The 17,845-nt window shown below is 46.1% G+C and carries 14 protein-coding genes; 12 read left to right on the top strand and 2 right to left on the bottom strand.

The genetic code is table 11. From position 1 onward, the window contains the following. The first annotated feature begins 2 nt into the window (after positions 1–2). Positions 3–638 (top strand): tetratricopeptide repeat protein, encoded by a 636-nt coding sequence (locus NL626_RS19790; protein ID WP_167415495.1) that lies wholly within the window; start codon positions 3–5, stop codon positions 636–638. Between the two features lie 80 nt (positions 639–718). Here the strand turns inward: NL626_RS19790 and hmpA are convergent, their stop codons facing one another. After that, positions 719–1,903: an NO-inducible flavohemoprotein gene (gene hmpA / locus NL626_RS19785; protein WP_253657665.1), complete on the bottom strand. Its 1,185-nt coding sequence runs from the start codon at positions 1,901–1,903 to the stop codon at positions 719–721. Positions 1,904–2,060: 157 nt separating this feature from the next. Here hmpA and nsrR point away from each other — a divergent pair, with 157 nt between their 5' ends. The 5 genes from nsrR to trpS all read left to right on the top strand — a co-directional run bounded on the left by nsrR (position 2,061) and on the right by trpS (position 7,850). Further along, positions 2,061–2,486: a nitric oxide-sensing transcriptional repressor NsrR gene (gene nsrR, locus NL626_RS19780; RefSeq protein WP_017633731.1), complete on the top strand. Its 426-nt coding sequence runs from the start codon at positions 2,061–2,063 to the stop codon at positions 2,484–2,486. 115 nt (positions 2,487–2,601) lie between these two features. Then, entirely contained in the window at positions 2,602–5,109 is a 2,508-nt protein-coding gene (rnr, locus tag NL626_RS19775; RefSeq protein WP_017821742.1) for a ribonuclease R, read from the top strand. Between the two features lie 67 nt (positions 5,110–5,176). Next, positions 5,177–5,920, top strand: a complete 744-nt coding sequence (gene rlmB / locus NL626_RS19770) for a 23S rRNA (guanosine(2251)-2'-O)-methyltransferase RlmB (protein ID WP_005381395.1) — start codon at positions 5,177–5,179, stop codon at positions 5,918–5,920. A 110-nt stretch (positions 5,921–6,030) separates the two neighbouring features. Beyond that, on the top strand, positions 6,031–6,717 hold the full coding sequence (locus NL626_RS19765; RefSeq protein ID WP_005382834.1) for a phosphoglycolate phosphatase: 687 nt from the start codon (positions 6,031–6,033) through the stop codon (positions 6,715–6,717). A 116-nt stretch (positions 6,718–6,833) separates the two neighbouring features. Beyond that, complete coding sequence (gene trpS / locus NL626_RS19760) at positions 6,834–7,850, top strand: tryptophan--tRNA ligase (RefSeq protein ID WP_005381398.1); 1,017 nt, start codon at positions 6,834–6,836, stop codon at positions 7,848–7,850. Positions 7,851–7,907: 57 nt separating this feature from the next. On the opposite strand, the gene NL626_RS19755 is transcribed toward trpS, so the two are convergent. Beyond that, entirely contained in the window at positions 7,908–8,282 is a 375-nt protein-coding gene (locus NL626_RS19755; RefSeq protein WP_042523632.1) for a hypothetical protein, read from the bottom strand. Between the two features lie 544 nt (positions 8,283–8,826). Here NL626_RS19755 and NL626_RS19750 point away from each other — a divergent pair. The 6 genes from NL626_RS19750 (at position 8,827) to NL626_RS19725 (ending at position 17,786) form a co-directional block, all read left to right on the top strand. After that, positions 8,827–11,781, top strand: coding sequence for an ExeM/NucH family extracellular endonuclease (locus tag NL626_RS19750; RefSeq protein WP_253657664.1), 2,955 nt, complete (start codon positions 8,827–8,829; stop codon positions 11,779–11,781). Between the two features lie 189 nt (positions 11,782–11,970). After that, complete coding sequence (locus NL626_RS19745; RefSeq protein WP_033907164.1) at positions 11,971–12,558, top strand: aminodeoxychorismate/anthranilate synthase component II; 588 nt, start codon at positions 11,971–11,973, stop codon at positions 12,556–12,558. A gap of 361 nt (positions 12,559–12,919) precedes the next feature. After that, positions 12,920–14,131 (top strand): aspartate aminotransferase family protein, encoded by a 1,212-nt coding sequence (locus NL626_RS19740; protein WP_005381420.1) that lies wholly within the window; start codon positions 12,920–12,922, stop codon positions 14,129–14,131. Positions 14,132–14,240: 109 nt separating this feature from the next. Next, a complete protein-coding gene (astA, locus tag NL626_RS19735) occupies positions 14,241–15,260 on the top strand; it encodes an arginine N-succinyltransferase (RefSeq protein ID WP_005381422.1) in 1,020 nt (339 codons plus the stop codon). A 28-nt stretch (positions 15,261–15,288) separates the two neighbouring features. Further along, positions 15,289–16,746: a succinylglutamate-semialdehyde dehydrogenase gene (gene astD / locus NL626_RS19730; protein ID WP_005381424.1), complete on the top strand. Its 1,458-nt coding sequence runs from the start codon at positions 15,289–15,291 to the stop codon at positions 16,744–16,746. A gap of 248 nt (positions 16,747–16,994) precedes the next feature. Further along, the gene (locus NL626_RS19725; RefSeq protein ID WP_064354370.1) at positions 16,995–17,786 is read left to right on the top strand and encodes a DUF1338 domain-containing protein; all 792 of its coding nucleotides are present in this window, start codon (positions 16,995–16,997) and stop codon (positions 17,784–17,786) included. The last annotated feature ends 59 nt before the right edge of the window (positions 17,787–17,845 follow it).

Below are 17,845 nucleotides of genomic sequence, written 5' to 3'. Positions count from 1 at the left end.
TTATGAAGTTACGAACAGTGGCTGCTTCACTGTTGTTGACCTTGGTTGCTACCACAGTGAAAGCCAATGTTGCTGATGTGGGGACACCAGTTCCGATCTATACCGAAGCAGAGCTGATAAAGCTTATTGAGCAAAATAAGCACTTACAACGTGTGCGCGCTGATAACTGCCAGCTGGTGGAGGATATCGTAGCTCGTGCGACTCGAATTAACTTACCCGCTTATGAATTTCTGTACGGAGATATGTTGGCTTGGGGGGTGTGTGTCGAGCAAGATGTCGAACTGGGTCTTTATTACATCGAAAATGCAGCGCATCAGGGGTTACCTGCTGCACTAGAGCAGATTGGCCGATACTATTCGCGTGGCACTTTAGTACAGCAAGATAAAGAACGTGCAATTCCATATTTGCGAGAAGCTGCGTCAATGGGAAACCTAAACGCGCGTATTCATCTGGCCGAGTTGCTTTTACGTGATTATGGCAGTCCACTCGATTACGAAGATGCGTATCGTTGGTTATATAACTCTGTCACAGCAGATAAGCGGCAGCATAAGCGCATAACTGTATTGAGAAACGGCCTTGAACAGCGCATGCCACAAAACGTTATTGCTCGAGCTAAACGGCGAGACACCTTTTGGTAACGCTTCAATATTGCAAACAACTTCATACAACAAAGCCCACGTCACGTGGGCTTTGTTGTTTTCCCGATAGTTGGTAGCGCTTAAACCACTTTGTGTGGACCGAAGCATTCGTAATGGAATTGCTCTTGTGGTACGCCAAGTTCTAATAGCTGTTTCGCTACGTGCTGCATAAATCCTACAGGGCCACAGAAGTACACCTGCACGTTATCTTGCTTTAATGCAGCTTCAATTTCATACAGATTGACAAAGCCCGTGAAGTGGAAGTCTTCACCTAGTTTGTCTTCTGCCGTTGGTTGGTTATACCAAATGAGTGCGTTCATATTTTCTTTTTCTGCAACGAGTTGGTTTACGTGTTGCTTGAAAGCATGCTGTTGGCCATTTTCTGTTGCATGAACCCAAGTTACAGGTGCTTGATGTGCTGAGAGACTTTCTAGCATTGACAGCGTTGGAGTAAGTCCCACACCAGCAGAAATTAGAACAACGGGTGTTTGTGGTTCGGCATCCATAAAGAAATCACCGGCAGGGGCCGCAAGCTGCACTTTTTCGCCAATGTTCAGGCTATCGTGCAGGTAGTTCGACACTTTTCCGCCTTCTTCACGTTTTACTGAGATACGGTAGGTGTTCTCTTGGACCGCAGAAGACAGGCTATATTGGCGAATTTCTTGGTTTTCTAACTGGTCACTGTTGATGTAGATGCCAAGGTATTGTCCCGGTTTATACGGCGCCACTTTTTGGCCATCGGTTGGCTTGAACACAAAGCTGCAAATGTGTTTGCTCTCAATCTTTTTATCGACTAATTCAAATTCGCGTAAACCGCGCCAGCCGCCTTCCAAAGCTTCATTTTGTTGGTAAATTTGTTCTTCGCGCTGAATAAATACATTCGCAAGTACGCCGTAAGCCTCAGCCCAAGCATCCAACACCTCTTGACCTGGATTAAAAAGCTCATCGATTGTCGCAAGTAAATGCTTACCAACGATTTGGTACTGATCTTCTGTGATCAAAAAGCTCGTGTGCTTATGCGCAATTTTCTCTACTGCGCCAAGCAGAGCTGGCAAATTTTCAATATTGGCAGCATAGGCACAGATAGCGTTGAATAATGCTTCACGCTGATCGCCGTTACGCTGGTTACTCATGTTAAAAATATCTTTCAACTCAGGGTTATGAGTAAACATACGCTCGTAAAAGTGCGCGGTCAGTTTTGGTCCTGTTTCGGCGATGAGTGGTGCGGTCGCTTTGACGATCTCGATAGTTTGATTGCTGAGCATAAGGGCTTCCTACTTTAAGTTGTATTTATAATGCATGTTTAAAGTTGTATCTCAAATGTATCTTTCGATCAAGAAAAGATTTACACTTTTATCGATAGCTCAAGTTTGGGGTTTTAGCATCACCAGCGGGTTATTGAGTCGCACTTTGGGAGAGAATATGCAGTTAACTAGTTTCACTGATTATGCGTTGAGAACCTTAATTTTCTTGGCTTCGTTGCCGGAAGATGAGTTAACCAGCATTACCGAAGTGACGGATTTATTTGGTGTGTCGCGCAACCATATGGTTAAAGTTATCAATCGGTTAGGACAGTTGGGTTATGTCCATACCGTGCGCGGAAAAAACGGTGGTATCCGGCTGATGAAGCCAGCATCTGAAATCACAGTCGGTGGTGTTGTGCGCGATTTAGAGCCGTTAGATTTAGTCAACTGTGGTGTGGATTTTTGCCATATTACCCCTGCTTGCCGCCTCAAAGATAAATTGGCGAAAGCAAAAAGTGCCTTTCTGGCGGAGTTGGATAACTGCACGATTGAATCCTTGCTCAGTGACAATTCTGAACTTTTGATCTTGCTGGCTCGTCCTTAACTCATTTGCATGCCTAGAGTCGATCTCGATCATTCTTTTTTCAAAGCAATTCTGTAGCTTATCGAGAGACTCAGATATACTAGCCATATACCTTCCTTGCTAGATAGGCGTGCCTATGTCAGACAATATTCCAAACGATCCTTTTGCAGATCGTGAATCCAAAAATTACGAAAATCCAATTCCAAGCCGAGAGTTTATCATCGAGTTTCTAGAGCAAGCGGGCGTTCCAATGAATCGTAACGACTTGTTTGAGGCACTAAAGCTTGAGGGCGAAGAGCAATACGAAGGGTTGCGTCGTCGGCTACGTGCGATGGAGCGAGATGGCCAACTGGTGTTTACCCGCCGTCAGTGCTATGCATTGCCTGAAAAACTTGAAATGGTGAAAGGTTACGTGATTGGTCATCGTGATGGCCATGGTTGGGTACGTCCAGAAGGCAGCGTCGGCAAGGATGATGATATTCTGTTACCGCACCATCAGATGAAGAACATCATCCACGGTGATTTTGTCTTAGTGCAACCTACAGACAACAGCAAGCGCGGCCGCCGTGAAGGACGTTTGGTGCGTGTGCTAGAGGAGCGTAATGATCAAATCGTCGGTCGTTTCTTCCTTGAATATGGATACTCCTACGTTGTCCCAGATGACTCGCGTATCAGCCAAGATATCCTAATCCCAAATGAGCACAAAGCGGGTGCACGCATGGGTAACGTAGTCGTAATTGAAATTACTGATCGTGGCTCACGCTCACGCGGCATGATGGGTAAAGTGGTTGAAGTCCTTGGTGAAAATATGGCACCAGGTATGGAAACACAAATTGCGATTCGTACACACCAAATCCCTCACGAATGGCCAGAAGCCGTCGATAAACAAATCGAAAACTTAGGCGAAGAAGTACCAGAAGAAGCGAAAGTTGGTCGTGTGGATCTACGTGATTTGCCACTAGTGACCATTGACGGCGAAGACGCACGAGACTTTGATGATGCCGTTTACTGTGAAAAGAACAAAGAAGGTGGTTGGCGTTTATGGGTAGCGATTGCTGACGTCAGTTACTACGTTCGTCCTGACTCTGCGTTGGACAAAGAAGCGATCAATCGTGGTAACTCAGTATATTTCCCGTCGCAAGTTGTGCCGATGTTGCCAGAAGTACTATCGAACGGCCTATGTTCGCTCAACCCGCAAGTAGATCGCTTGTGTATGGTGTGCGAAATGACCATTTCTGATACCGGTAAGCTGTCTGGTTACAAGCATTACGAGGCGGTGATGAACTCGCACGCTCGTCTCACATATAGCAAAGTGAGCGCGATTCTAGAAGGGGATGAAGAACTACGTGAGCGCTACCAGCCGCTTGTTTCTCATCTAGAAGAGTTGCACAAGATGTACAAAGTGCTGAAAGAAGCACGAGATCAACGCGGTGCAATCGAATTTGAAACCGTTGAAACCAAATTTATTTTCAATGCGGAACGTAAAATCGAAAGCATTGAGCCAGTAATTCGTAATGACGCGCATAAGATCATCGAAGAATGTATGATTTTAGCCAACATTGCTTCGGCATCGCTGGTAGAAAAAGCGAAAGAGCCCGCGCTTTATCGTATCCACGAATCTCCAGGTGAATTACGTCTGCAAGGTTTCCGTGACTTCTTAAGTGAACTTGGTCTTGAGCTAAAAGGTGGTTTAGAGCCTTCACCAACGGACTATGCTGATCTCGCACGTCAAATCTCCGGGCGTCAAGATCAAGAGTTGATTCAGACCATGCTGCTACGCTCAATGAAGCAAGCGGTATACAACGCAGATAACGCGGGGCACTTTGGGTTGGCATTGAAACGCTATGCACACTTTACGTCGCCAATTCGTCGTTACCCTGACTTGTTACTTCACCGTGCAATCAAGTATCTGATTGCTAAAGAAGAAGGTCGTAATCAAGATCGCTGGACACCAACAGGTGGCTATCATTACTCGTTTGACGACATGGATTTTTACGGCGAACAATGTTCGATGACAGAGCGCCGTGCTGATGATGCAACACGTGATGTTGCGGATTGGCTGAAGTGTGAATATATGCAAGACCACGTCGGTGACGAACTAGACGGTGTTATTGCTAATGTCACTAGCTTTGGCTTCTTTGTACGTTTAACGGATTTGCACATCGATGGTTTGGTACATATTTCTACCCTTGCGAACGACTACTATCAATTTGACCCGATTGGTCAACGACTTATTGGTGAAAGTTTCGGTAACATCTATCGCTTAGGTGATGCAGTAAAAGTAAAAGTACTGGCTGTTAACCTCGATGATAAGCAAATTGACTTTGAATTGGTTGAAACAAGTCGTAAGCTACGCGGCGAAGGTAAGACTGCGAAGAAACGCGCAGCGGAAGCAAAACGCAAAGCGAAAGATAAAAAACGCGCTGCGACTCGCTCTTCATCGAAAGAAGGTGGCGCGGCTCGTGCAGTTCCTGCGATAGAGCCAACTAAACGCCCAGAAGAAACGGGCGCAACGAGTAAGCGTAATGGCCCAAAACGTGGTGACGCCGAAGGCAACGAGAAGCCTAAAGTGAAAAAAGCACGTAAAAAGAAGCCGCACAGTAAGCCGAAGAAAACCAAGCGCACTAAAAAAGAAGCGCAGTAGGTTGAAGCGCCAACTTAGTTCAAACTCGGTTGGCGCAGGCAATACGACCAGAACAACAGGTTAAACAATGAGTAACGAATTTATCTACGGCATTCACGCAGTGAAGGCGGTATTGGAGCGCGAACCAGAGCGTTTTATCGAGGCGTACGTTTTAAAAGGTCGTCAAGATGATCGCCTAATGCCAATCCTAAATGATCTTCAGGTTTGTGGTGTTTCTATTCAGCAGATGACACGTAAAACTTTGGATGACAAAGCGCGCGGTGCAAATCACCAAGGCATCATCGCTCGTGTGAAACCAGCGAAGCAGCTGAATGAGAACGATATAGATGACATCCTGGCGCAGCACGAATCACCACTGCTATTAGTGTTAGACGGCGTGACCGATCCACACAATCTTGGTGCGTGTTTACGTAACGCAGATGCGGCAGGTGCTGCGGCGATCATCGTACCGAAAGATCGTTCTGCGCCAATGAATGCGACGGTAAGTAAAGTCGCTTGTGGTGCTGCTGAAGTCGTACCATTGATCCGAGTGACTAACTTGGCTCGTACTATGCGTACATTGCAAGAGAAAGGCATCTGGTTTGTTGGTACTGCGGGTGAAGCAACGCACGACATCTACCAAGCCAAACTGACTGGACCCCTTGCTATCGTAATGGGGGCAGAAGGTGACGGTATGCGTCGTCTGACTCGTGAAACCTGCGACGATTTGATTAAGATCCCAATGGCTGGTAGCGTTTCAAGCTTGAACGTATCTGTGGCATCCGGCATCTGTTTGTTTGAGGCAGTTCGTCAGCGTATTGCTGCAAAGTAACGACGAAACAAACAGTTACTGTCGAATCAGACATAATGATAAAAACAAAGGATGGGGTGCCATCCTTTGTCGTTTTCACCGATTTATAAATAAAAATCCTCAGGGAAGTTATGACTCAACAAGACATTAAATTCATCGCCTTCGATCTAGATGGCACTTTGCTTGATAGCGTGCCAGATCTAGCTGTCGCGGCAGACCAAGCAGTACAGGCGCTTGGCTTTCCATCGGTTTCAGAAGAACAAGTTCGTGATTACGTGGGTAACGGCGCAGACGTGCTTATTGGTCGCTCATTAAGCCAAAGCCTGACCATCAACCCAGAGCTGAGTGAAGAGCTTCGTGCTAAAGCGCGTGTATTGTTTGATGATTACTACGAGCAAAGTGGTCACAAGCTCAGTCACCTATACCCAACGGTAAAAGAGACACTAGCAGAGCTGCACAAAGCGGGCTTTGTTATGGCGTTGGTGACTAACAAACCTTCAAAGTTTGTGCCTGACGTTTTGGAAAAGCACGACATCGCAAAATACTTCGTTGATGTCCTTGGCGGTGATGCATTCCCAGAGAAAAAACCAAACCCAGTAGCATTGAACTGGCTAATGGAAAAGCACCAAATCCAACCAAGTGAAATGCTGATGGTTGGCGACTCGAAAAACGACATTCTCGCAGCAAAGAATGCAGGCTGTGCCTCATTTGGTCTGACATATGGTTACAACCACGGTGAACCTATTTCAGCATCAAATCCAGATTTCGTCGCTGACAGTTTGGCAGAATTATTGGACGTTGTAGCGGTTTCTGCATAACGGCTACAAAAGAGCTTCCAAAATACTCGTTAATGAGTACACTGAGTAAACCGTGCACCTATTACTGCACGGTTTTTTTCATTTAATTAGATTAAGAAGTCAAAGGAATCATTCTAATGAGCAAACCCATTGTATTGAGTGGTGTTCAACCTTCAGGTGAACTAAGTATCGGTAACTACTTGGGTGCTCTACGTCAATGGCAGCAGATGCAAGACGATTATGATTGCCAATATTGTGTGGTAGACCTTCACGCGATTACGGTTCGTCAGGACCCTAAAGCGCTGCATGAAGCAACTCTAGACGCACTGGCAATTTGTCTGGCAGTTGGTGTTGACCCGAAGAAGAGCACGCTATTTGTTCAGTCACATGTACCAGAGCATGCTCAATTAGGTTGGCTTCTTAACTGCTACACTCAAATGGGTGAGCTGAGCCGTATGACTCAGTTTAAAGACAAATCGGCACGTTACGCGAATGACGTAAACGTCGGTCTATTTGACTACCCGGTGTTGATGGCGGCTGACATTTTGCTTTACGGTGCACACCAAGTACCTGTAGGCAGTGACCAGAAGCAACATCTAGAATTAGCGCGCGATATCGCAACGCGTTTCAACAATATTTACTCGCCAGAGCAGCCAATCTTCCAAGTTCCAGAGCCTTACATTCCGACAGTAAATGCGCGTGTAATGAGCCTTCAAGATGCAACGAAGAAGATGTCTAAATCTGATGACAACCGTAAGAACGTTATCACGCTGCTGGAAGAGCCTAAGTCGATCCTTAAGAAGATCAACAAAGCGCAAACCGATACCGAAACGCCACCAAGTATCCGTCATGATATCGAGAACAAGGCGGGCATTGCTAACCTAATGGGTCTGTACTCCGCGGCGACAGGCATGAGCTTCGAAGAGATTGAAGCGAAGTACCAAGGCGTAGAAATGTATGGCCCATTTAAGAAAGATGTTGGTGAGGCAGTTGTAGCAATGCTTGAGCCAATTCAAGCAGAATATCACCGTATTCGCGCTGATCGTGCTTACATGGACGAGGTAATGCAGCAAGGCGCTGAGAAAGCCTCGGCACGAGCGGCTGAAACGCTTAAGAAAGCATACGAAGCAGTAGGTTTTGTAGCTCGCCCATAGTTGCTAAGAACGAATACGAAAAAGCTCCACTTTGGTGGAGCTTTTTTTATGCCTGTATTACTGAAATGGTGTGTCTTTCATACAGCGTTCCATGTCGTAATATTCAACACGTCCTCGAGCCCCTAGAAAGGCAGACTTCACAACCATGCCTCTATCAATGAAGTAACTAAGCTGTACGCATGATATATCGTAGCTGAGTTCTTTAATTCTCGCTGGAATCCAGTAGGTTCCTGGCGTTCTTAGACGCTGAGTAAAGGTAATAACACCCTCGTCACTGACTTCTAGCTCTTCAATACCATCCAGTTCATTTTTGGCTGATTCGATGATGTCTTGATTCGCGGTAGGTTGAAGTGGCTCACTGGCGGTCAACTGACACCCCGCTATTAAGCTAAGTAGGGAGAGAGCTAGCACACTGCGTTGAATTTTTTTCATTTGTCGTTCCTGGGTTTACAGCTAATGAGATCTTATTGTCTCGCGCAGGTGTTATATCTTTTGTGTATGTTTTTGGCTAGTGAGTAATGAAAAGTTATTGAATAAATCATGAAAACTTTGAAGTATGAGGGGCCTGTAAAAGAGAGAGCGAAGCGAGTAATAGATTCTTGGGCTTGAACAGTGATACAAGTGAAAATTAAAGCATTCTAAATTAGTGACTAATTATATTTTTTATTTGTAACAGGAACGGTTGGGTTAATAAGCTACTCAACAAGTGATGTATTTTCTACTCCTTAACATGAAGTGAAAAAGTAAACTGAGTAATCAATCTAAATTCTGACTTGTTTATCAATAGCGCTCTGTATTTATTACAAAAAATGTTTGAATGGGATGCTCTGGCATATTTTCTTATATTCACATGTGATTCATTTCACGGCTTTAATTACTCATTCTTATTTATTTCATAAATAAACCTGATAGTAGACGCAAATGGCAGGCTCTAACCAGAGCTAAGTTTGCATTTACATAAATATCAGGTATGACAATGGACACGTTAATCAAACCCTCAATACTCGCATTAACCATCGCCAGTGCACTTAGTGCAAACGCGAACGCAGAGATTATTATTTCCCAATACGTAGAAGGCGGCGCTTATAATAAAGCGGTAGAGATCGCTAATACGGGTGATACTGCGGTGACACTCACTGGCTACGAGTTGGCGAAATCATCAAACGGTGGTGGTAATTGGGGTAGCACATTCGACCTTAGCCAAGTGACGCTACAAGCTCACCAAGTGTATGTACTGGCGCATGGTGACGCGAGCGATACCATCAAAGCTGTCTCGGATATCACAGATAAAAGCGTTGCGAACTTTAACGGTGACGACCCGATCGCACTGCTTAAAGATGGTGAAGTGCACGACATCATCGGTGTGATGGGTGACGTAGATTTTGGTAAAGACACCACATTAGTTCGTAACAGTGATGCACTAACCCCTTCTGCTACTTATGATGCATCTCAGTGGACGGCATTTGAGAAAGACAACATTGACGGCCTTGGTGAGCTAAATGCGACTGAGCCACCAGCACCATTCGCTTGTGAAGTCGACGGTCAGCAACCTAACTTCACTACCATCCAAGATATTCAAGGTGAAGGCGATACGTCTCCATTCATTGATGGTTACCCATACATTACTGACGAAGATCATTTCGTAACGGGTGTCGTGACTGCTGTTACCACTGGCCTAACCAAAGGTTTCTACCTACAAGCATTAGAAAGCGACAACAACGACAAGACCTCAGAAGGCTTGTTCATTCATACTGACGCGGCAGACACGGCGCTGAAAGCTGGTGACGTTGTTTGTGTGAAAGGTAAAGTTCAAGAGTATTACAGCAATACTCAGCTTGCTTCTGATGCTAACAGCTATGTGAAAACAGGCACATCGGATATTCCTCGAGTTACCGATCTTGTTATCAAAGAAGGTGAAACACTACGTGATGCGCTAGAGCGTCATGAAGGTATGCAAGTTGAACTAACTTCGGCAAGTGACTTGTTTGTAACTCGCAACTTCTCTTACGACTACGATTCACGTCGTAACAACATGATGTTGTCTCATGAAGCGCCATTGTTTAAGCCGACTCAATTGCACGCAGCAGAGAGCGATGCAGCCTTTGAGCTAGCAAAAGACAACGCAGCGAACCGCGTATACCTAGAATCTGATGGCAAAGCACCAAACGGCCAAATCCCTTACTACCCAGATTTTGCTAAAGATGCAGACCAAGATGGCTCTTCAGAGCAGCACATTCGCCTTGGTTCTCGAGTAGAAGGTCTTCAGGGTGTCGTGGCTTACAGCTACAACGAATACCGCCTGATTGCGACCAATGAAGTCGATAACACCAACTTTGTGACTTCAGGTGAAGGCTTCGATGTGGCTCGTAAAGATGCCCCAGCGATTGCGGACTCAGATTTGCGTATTGCAAGCTTCAACGTACTGAACTACTTCAACTCCGTGGCTGACAGTGGCCATGAAAACCCAACCGGACAAAACCGTGGTGCGACTAACCTAGATGAGTTCCTGATCCAACAAGCGAAAATCGTTGCGGCGATGAACAAGATGGACGCTGACATCATTGGTTTGATGGAAGTGGAAAACAACGGCTTTGGTGATGGCAGTGCTATCCAAAACTTAGTTGATGCCCTAAATGCTGAGATTGATGACGCTGAAGATCATTACACGTATGTCGAAATCGAAGAGCAAGACAAATACCAAGACGAATACTTTGGCAGTGATGCGATCATGGTGGCGATTTTATATCGTGCTAACGCAGTAACGCCAAAAGACGCTGCAAAAGTGATCATCACGCCAGAGCAGCACATTGCAGAAAACACAATTACTCGTAAAGAGGGCACAGAAAGTAACCCTGCTTACGATAAGTACCAACGCCACAGTCTACTTCAGACCTTTACGGTGAAAGAGACGGGTGAAGATTTGTCTATTGTCGTAAACCACTTTAAGTCGAAAGGCTCTGAGTGTATTGAAGAGTGGATTGCTGGTGTAGAAGATTCTGAGCCAGCGGATCTGCAAGGCAACTGTAACAACTTCCGCGTTTCTGCTGCGCACGCAGTGGGTGAAGCGTTGAAAGAGGTGAAAGGCGATGTATTGCTCATGGGCGACCTCAATGCTTATGGCATGGAAGACCCACTTCTGACACTGACTGATTACTCGAAAGAGAAATACGGCCGTGACATTTATACTGCTGCTTACACAACCATTGGTGATGGTGAACTTCAAGTAGAGAAGACCAAAATTGAAAAAGGTTACGGTCTGCACAACTTAAACACGTTGCTGCACGGCACTGATACGTTTTCTTACACCTATTCGGGCGAGCTGGGTAATTTGGACCATGCATTGGCAAGCAGTAGCCTAGCGCAAAAAGTGGTAGCAATTGAAGATTGGCACATCAACTCACTAGAGAGTAACTTGTTCGAATACAGCAGCAAGTACACAGGTGATATGCCGAAGTACAAAGATGCGTTCTCTGCCTCTGACCACGATCCAGTGATCATCGCGATTGATTTACCAGATGATGACATCGATTTACCGAAAGCAGGTGACAACTTAGCCGTCGATGTCCGTTTACCACCAACGGCGGTTGTAGGTGATATTGTTACGGTGAACTTAACGCCATCCACACAAGCGGCTGCGGCAAGCAGCGATACGAAAGCTTACTCGGCTAGCCAAACTTTAGTTCAAGCTGATATTGATGCGCGTAGCGTGAATATTGAGTTTGAACAAACGCCAGAGCAAGGTAATTATCAGTTAGAAGAGAAAGTGACTGACTCGACAGGTAATATCGTGAAGTTTAGCTCTGTTCGTGATGTTTCAATGACGCAAACTGAAACTGGAACAGAAGGGTCGAAGGATTCAGATGGTGGTTCGTTTGGTTTTGGCGCGCTATTTGCGCTGCTAGGTCTCGGCTTATTCCGTCGTCGCCGCTAAGCGAATTTACTTTCTGACAAACAGTTCCTAAATAGCTGTAAAGACCAAAGGCCAGCCTATGCTGGCCTTTTTATTCAGCAAAAACTTGCCTTTCTTGCTTGGTATAGCAAAATACCGCCCTTGATTGTCACGAACGTGGCGATTCACTACGTAAGCATTGCCAAAACGGATTGGAGCAACCGACCCTTTATGTTGTTGATCATCGATAACTACGACTCTTTTACCTACAACCTTTACCAATACTTCTGCGAGCTTGGTGCAGACGTAAAGGTGGTGCGTAACGATGAAATCGATATCCAAGGCATTGAGGCGATCAACCCAACTCATTTGGTGATCTCGCCAGGGCCATGTACGCCGAACGAAGCAGGTATTTCACTGAAAGCGATAGAACACTTCGCTGGTAAGTTGCCGATCCTAGGAGTTTGTCTTGGTCATCAGGCGATTGCACAAGTGTTTGGAGGGGAAGTGGTACGTGCTCGACAAGTGATGCACGGCAAGACCTCACCAATTCGTCACAACGGTCGCAGTGTGTTTAAAAATCTGAATAACCCACTCACGGTAACCCGTTATCACTCTCTTGTGGTGAAAAACGGTACTTTACCCGACGTGTTTGAACTGACTGCATGGACAGAACTGCCTGACGGAAGCATGGATGAAATAATGGGTTACCAACATAAAACCTTGCCAATTGATGCGGTGCAATTCCACCCAGAATCAATCAAAACTGAGCAAGGTCACGAGTTGCTTGCGAACTTTTTAGCACGCAAAGCGATCTGATCGCGATCACTTTTCTTAACAAATCATTCATCTTTTTGCTGAGGTGAGCGGATTGCAAAACTATGCGATTCTCTCGAGTCTCTTTGTCTATTCATGTCTTTTTAAACCTTCTATCCCCTGTATTACATAACATTTATAAAAAATCACTTCTCTATTTTACTTTCTTGATGCATAAATAGTCATAAGCAGTGATTAATGGAAGTTACTTTCGAGAACGAAAAGAATAAATCACTATTGAAATGGTTAATTAAATGTAAATACAATGCCGCAATAGCTTAAATGCAAAACATTATTTGCTGGCAAAGAGAGCCGGTTAAATTCGCTTATCTGCTACGCATGCGGTATCAAGAAGGAATGTGCAATGACAACGGAAATTAAAGTAGAGCGCGGTTTATTCGATGAGGTAATGGTACCTTGCTATAACCCGATGGAAATGATCCCTGTTAAAGGTGAAGGTTCACGTGTTTGGGATCAGGAAGGTAATGAATACATCGACTTTGCTGGTGGTATTGCAGTGAGCTGTCTTGGCCATTGTCATCCAGTAATGGTAAACGCACTAACAGAGCAAGCTAACAAGCTTTGGCACTTAAGTAACGTTATGACGAACGAACCAGCCCTTCGTCTGGCGAAAAAGCTAACAGAAGTGAGTTTTGCTGAGCGAGTGTTCTTTGCTAACTCTGGCGCAGAAGCAAACGAAGCCGCTTTGAAGCTGGCACGTCGTTATGCAGCAGACGTTCATGGCACTGAGAAATCTGAAATCATTGCATTCAAACAAGGTTTCCACGGTCGTACATTCTTTACCGTAACGGTTGGTGGCCAAGCGGCATACTCTGACGGTTTCGGTCCTAAGCCAGGCGACGTGACACACCTTCCTTACAACGATATCGAAGCTTTACAAGCGCACATGTCTGATCGTACTTGTGCGGTCATGATGGAGCCACTACAAGGTGAAGGCGGCATCGTGCCACCAACGCCTGAGTTCGCTCAAGCGGTTCGCGAGCTGTGTGACAAACACAACGCCTTACTGATCTTCGATGAAGTGCAAACTGGTAATGGCCGAACAGGTAACTTCTACGCTTACCAAGGTTTAGGTATCACGCCAGATATTCTAAGTACTGCGAAATCACTTGGTGGCGGTTTCCCAATCGGTGCAATGCTAACGACAGCAAAATTGGCAGAGCACATGAAAGTGGGCACTCACGGTTCTACATATGGAGGTAACCCACTAGCGTGTGCGGTTGCAGAAGCGGTTGTAAATGAAGTCACTAAGCCAGAGGTTTTGGCTGGTGTACTAGAACGCGAAGCAATGTTCCGTGAAGGTCTAGAGAAGATCAACGCGAAGTACAACATCTTCTCAGAAGTGCGCGGTCAAGGCCTATTACTTGGCGCTGCACTAAATGAAGAATGGCAAGGCCGTGCGCGTGACGTGCTGGTTGCTGCAGGTAAACAAGGTCTCATGGTATTGGTTGCGGGTGCCAATGTCGTACGTTTCACACCATCACTCGTTATCACACAACAAGAAATTGAAGAAGGCTTGGCGAAACTGGATAAAGCGATCGCGACTTTAGTTTAAGCGCGATATCAGTTTAAACGTCAACGCAGACACCCCCGTCAAGGATCTCTGATGGGGGAATTGTTCCTACAATATAGTTAGGATCTTCTTGCATCTGGAGGGAGTATTGATGCTAGTAGTTCGCCCTATCGCGATGTCGGATTACGACGCACTGCACACTTGTGCGGTGGAGTCTGGTCACGGATTTACATCTCTACCGGTTAACGAAGAACTGTTAACCAATCGAATCAAACATTCAGAGTACAGCTTTGGTAAGCCAGATGTGGCAGAACCAGGCGATGAAGGCTACCTGATGGTTGGCTTTGACTCTGAAACGGGTGAGGTTGCGGGTACCACCGGAATCGAAGCATCTATCGGCTGGGATGTCCCATTTTACTCATATCACATTAGTAAAGTTGTGCACTCGTCGCCAAAGCTTGGCGTTAACAACGTCGTTAAACTGCTTACTTTTGGTAATAACTACACTGGTAACAGCGAAATTTGTACCTTGTTCTTGCGTGAGAAATTCCGCCAAGGTCTGAATGGTCGTCTAATGTCGAAGTGTCGTTTCCTAATGATGGCAGAGCACCCAGAGCGCTTCTCTGAAACGATCTTTGCGGAGATGCGTGGCGTTTCAGACGACGAGGGTAATTCACCATTCTGGCAATGGCTTCAAGAGCATTTCTTCTCTATCGATTTCACTCTTGCAGATTACCTGACAGGTATCGGCAAGAAAGGCTTTATCGCCGACTTGATGCCGAAACTGCCTATTTACATCAATCTGCTCAGCCCAGAAGCGCAAGCCGTGATTGGTCAAGTACATGACAACACGCGTCCTGCGCTGAAGCTGCTTGAGCGTGAAGGTTTTACCAACCGAGGCTACGTCGACATCTTCGATGGTGGCCCAACGGTTGAGTGTGATCTGCGTAATATTGAGTCGGTACGTCATTCATTCCGCGCGCAAGTCAAAATCTCTGAACATTCCAGCACACAAGACTTCTTGATGTGTAATTCATCTTTCGAGAACTTCCGTGCGACAGTCACTAAGGCGGCGTATGACGCAGAGACACAGAGCGTAATGATCGCACCAGACGTTGCGGATGCACTTTCGGTTGAAGAAGGGGATTTCGTTCGCCTTCTTCCGCAGTAACAGACGACAGAATTTAAGGATAGAAACAATGACACATTGGATTGCAGGTGAATGGGTACAAGGTCAGGGTGAAGCATTTACGTCTCTGTCGCCGTACAACCAAGAAGTGATCTGGCAAGGCAAAGGTGCAACGGCAGAGCAGGTGAACCAGGCGGTATCTGCAGCGCGTGAAGCGTTTATTGACTGGAAAAAGCGCCCATTTTCAGAGCGTGAGGCAATCGTGTTGGCTTTTGCGGAGAAAGTAAAAGAGAACAGCGAAAAAATCGCCGAAGTCATTGCCAAAGAAACTGGTAAGCCAATTTGGGAAACGCGCACTGAAGCAGCGGCAATGGCAGGTAAAATTGCCATTTCGATTCGCGCTTATCATGACCGCACTGGTGAGGCGAGCCGTGAAGCAGCAGGCAACCAAATCGTATTGCGCCACCGCCCATTGGGCGTGATGGCGGTGTTTGGTCCTTACAACTTCCCAGGCCACCTACCAAATGGTCACATTGTGCCTGCGCTACTGGCTGGTAACACGGTAGTCTTCAAACCGTCTGAGCAAACGCCATGGACGGGTGAATTGGCAATGAAGCTATGGGAAGAAGCCGGTCTGCCGAAAGGCGTGATTAACCTTGTTCAAGGCGCGAAAGAAACTGGTATCGCGCTCGCTGACGCAAAAGGCATCGATGGCGTACTGTTTACGGGTAGCGCAAATACGGGGCATGTATTACACCGTCAATTTGCGGGTCAACCGGGCAAGATGCTCGCACTAGAAATGGGTGGTAATAACCCGATGGTGATCTCTGATAAATATGGTGATTTGGATGCCACGGTTTACACCATCATCCAGTCAGCGTTTATCAGTGCTGGGCAGCGTTGTACGTGTGCTCGTCGTTTGTATGTGCCATTGGGTGAAAAAGGCGATGCGCTTATCACCAAACTCGTTGAAGCGACACGCAATATTCGCGTAGACCAACCATTTGCAGAACCTGCGCCATTTATGGGACCGCAAATTTCGGTCGCGGCAGCCAAGTTTATTCTTGATGCACAAGCTAATCTACAGTCTCTTGGCGGTGAAAGCTTGATTGAAGCGAAAGCAGGAGAGGCGGCGTTTGTTTCTCCAGGCATCATTGATGTAACGAACATTGCTGAGTTACCAGATGAAGAGTACTTCGGCCCACTTCTGCAAGTGGTGCGCTACGAAGGATTAGACAAAGCCGTGGCGCTAGCAAACGATACGCGCTTTGGCTTATCTGCTGGTTTGGTTTCAACCGACGACCAAGAATGGGAATACTTCGTTGACCACATTCGTGCAGGAATCGTGAACCGTAACCGCCAGCTTACTGGGGCAAGCGGTGATGCGCCATTTGGTGGTCCGGGGGCGTCGGGTAACTTGCGCCCAAGCGCTTACTACGCAGCAGATTACTGTGCGTACCCAATGGCATCAATGGAAGGTCAAGAGACTGTCTTGCCTGCAACATTGAGTCCAGGTGTAGCGCTATAAGTTTTAATAATAGAGTCGCAACTATGCATTGCGGCTCACCTTGCCGGCGCATCATTTAGGTATGGGTTGTAGTGATCGTTGGCAGAACACGAAAAGTGAGCAAAGACTCGGAAAAGCGTGTTGACTGACTGGCATTTACCGTCACAGGTTGATGGTTGCTCGTTCATTATTCTGGACAACTTTTGTTGTGAACGAGCAGCCAACTTCCGCTTACCTTTAAACTCTACATCTCGTAACAAGGAGTCGTTATGACGCCCGATGTGTTATTTGAATCGCTATGGCAAGATTACATTCAACGTCTTTGCCCTTCGGCTGCTAAAGTGCATCAGCTGCTTCAAGAAGATGAGCCTCTGATTAATGATCATATAGCTTTACGTACCTTCAATATCGCGCCTCTTGGTATTGAAACTCTAGCTAAGCCATTTGTAGCTATTGGTTACAAGGCGTGTGGTGATTACATTTTCGAAAGCAAAAAGCTGGTTGCTAAGCACTATGAGCACCCAGATCCGAAGCAACCTAAAGTATTTATTAGTGAGCTAAAAGTTGAAGAGTGCTCGCCTGAGCTACAAGAGATTGTGAAAAATTTGGTGGCACAAATCGATGCTGACAAGCTGAAAGATAGCGCATTCTTACATGGTGGACGCTTGTGGGATTTAAGCTTTGCTGATTACCAAACGTTGGCTAAAGAAAGTGAGTACGCATCTTGGCTTGCGGCGCATGGTTACGGAGCAAACCACTTCACGGTGAGCGTTAACCAGCTCAATGAATATGAAGAAGTGAAGCAGGTAAACGATCATCTGCGTACCGCTGGGTTTACCATTAATGAAAATGGTGGTGAAGTGAAGGGCACTCCTGAGGTGTTGCTAGAGCAGTCATCGACCATGGCAGATAAAGTAGCGGTTCGTTTTAGCGAAGGCACTGAAATTATCCCTGGCGGGTTTTATGAATTTGCTAAGCGCTATCCGATGGAAAATGGTGATTTGTACCCAGGTTTCGTGGCCGCTTCAGCTGACAAAATCTTTGAAAGTACGAATGGCTAAGTTTTAGGGTTAACCTGTTAAGCTTACTCATTAGTGTTCGCTGCACCCTATCTCATTTG

It is taken from the genome of Vibrio sp. Y58_MX_L22, assembly GCF_024181865.1.
In the GTDB taxonomy this organism is placed as follows: domain Bacteria; phylum Pseudomonadota; class Gammaproteobacteria; order Enterobacterales; family Vibrionaceae; genus Vibrio; species Vibrio alginolyticus.
This window is presented reverse-complemented; position numbering and strand designations above follow the sequence as displayed.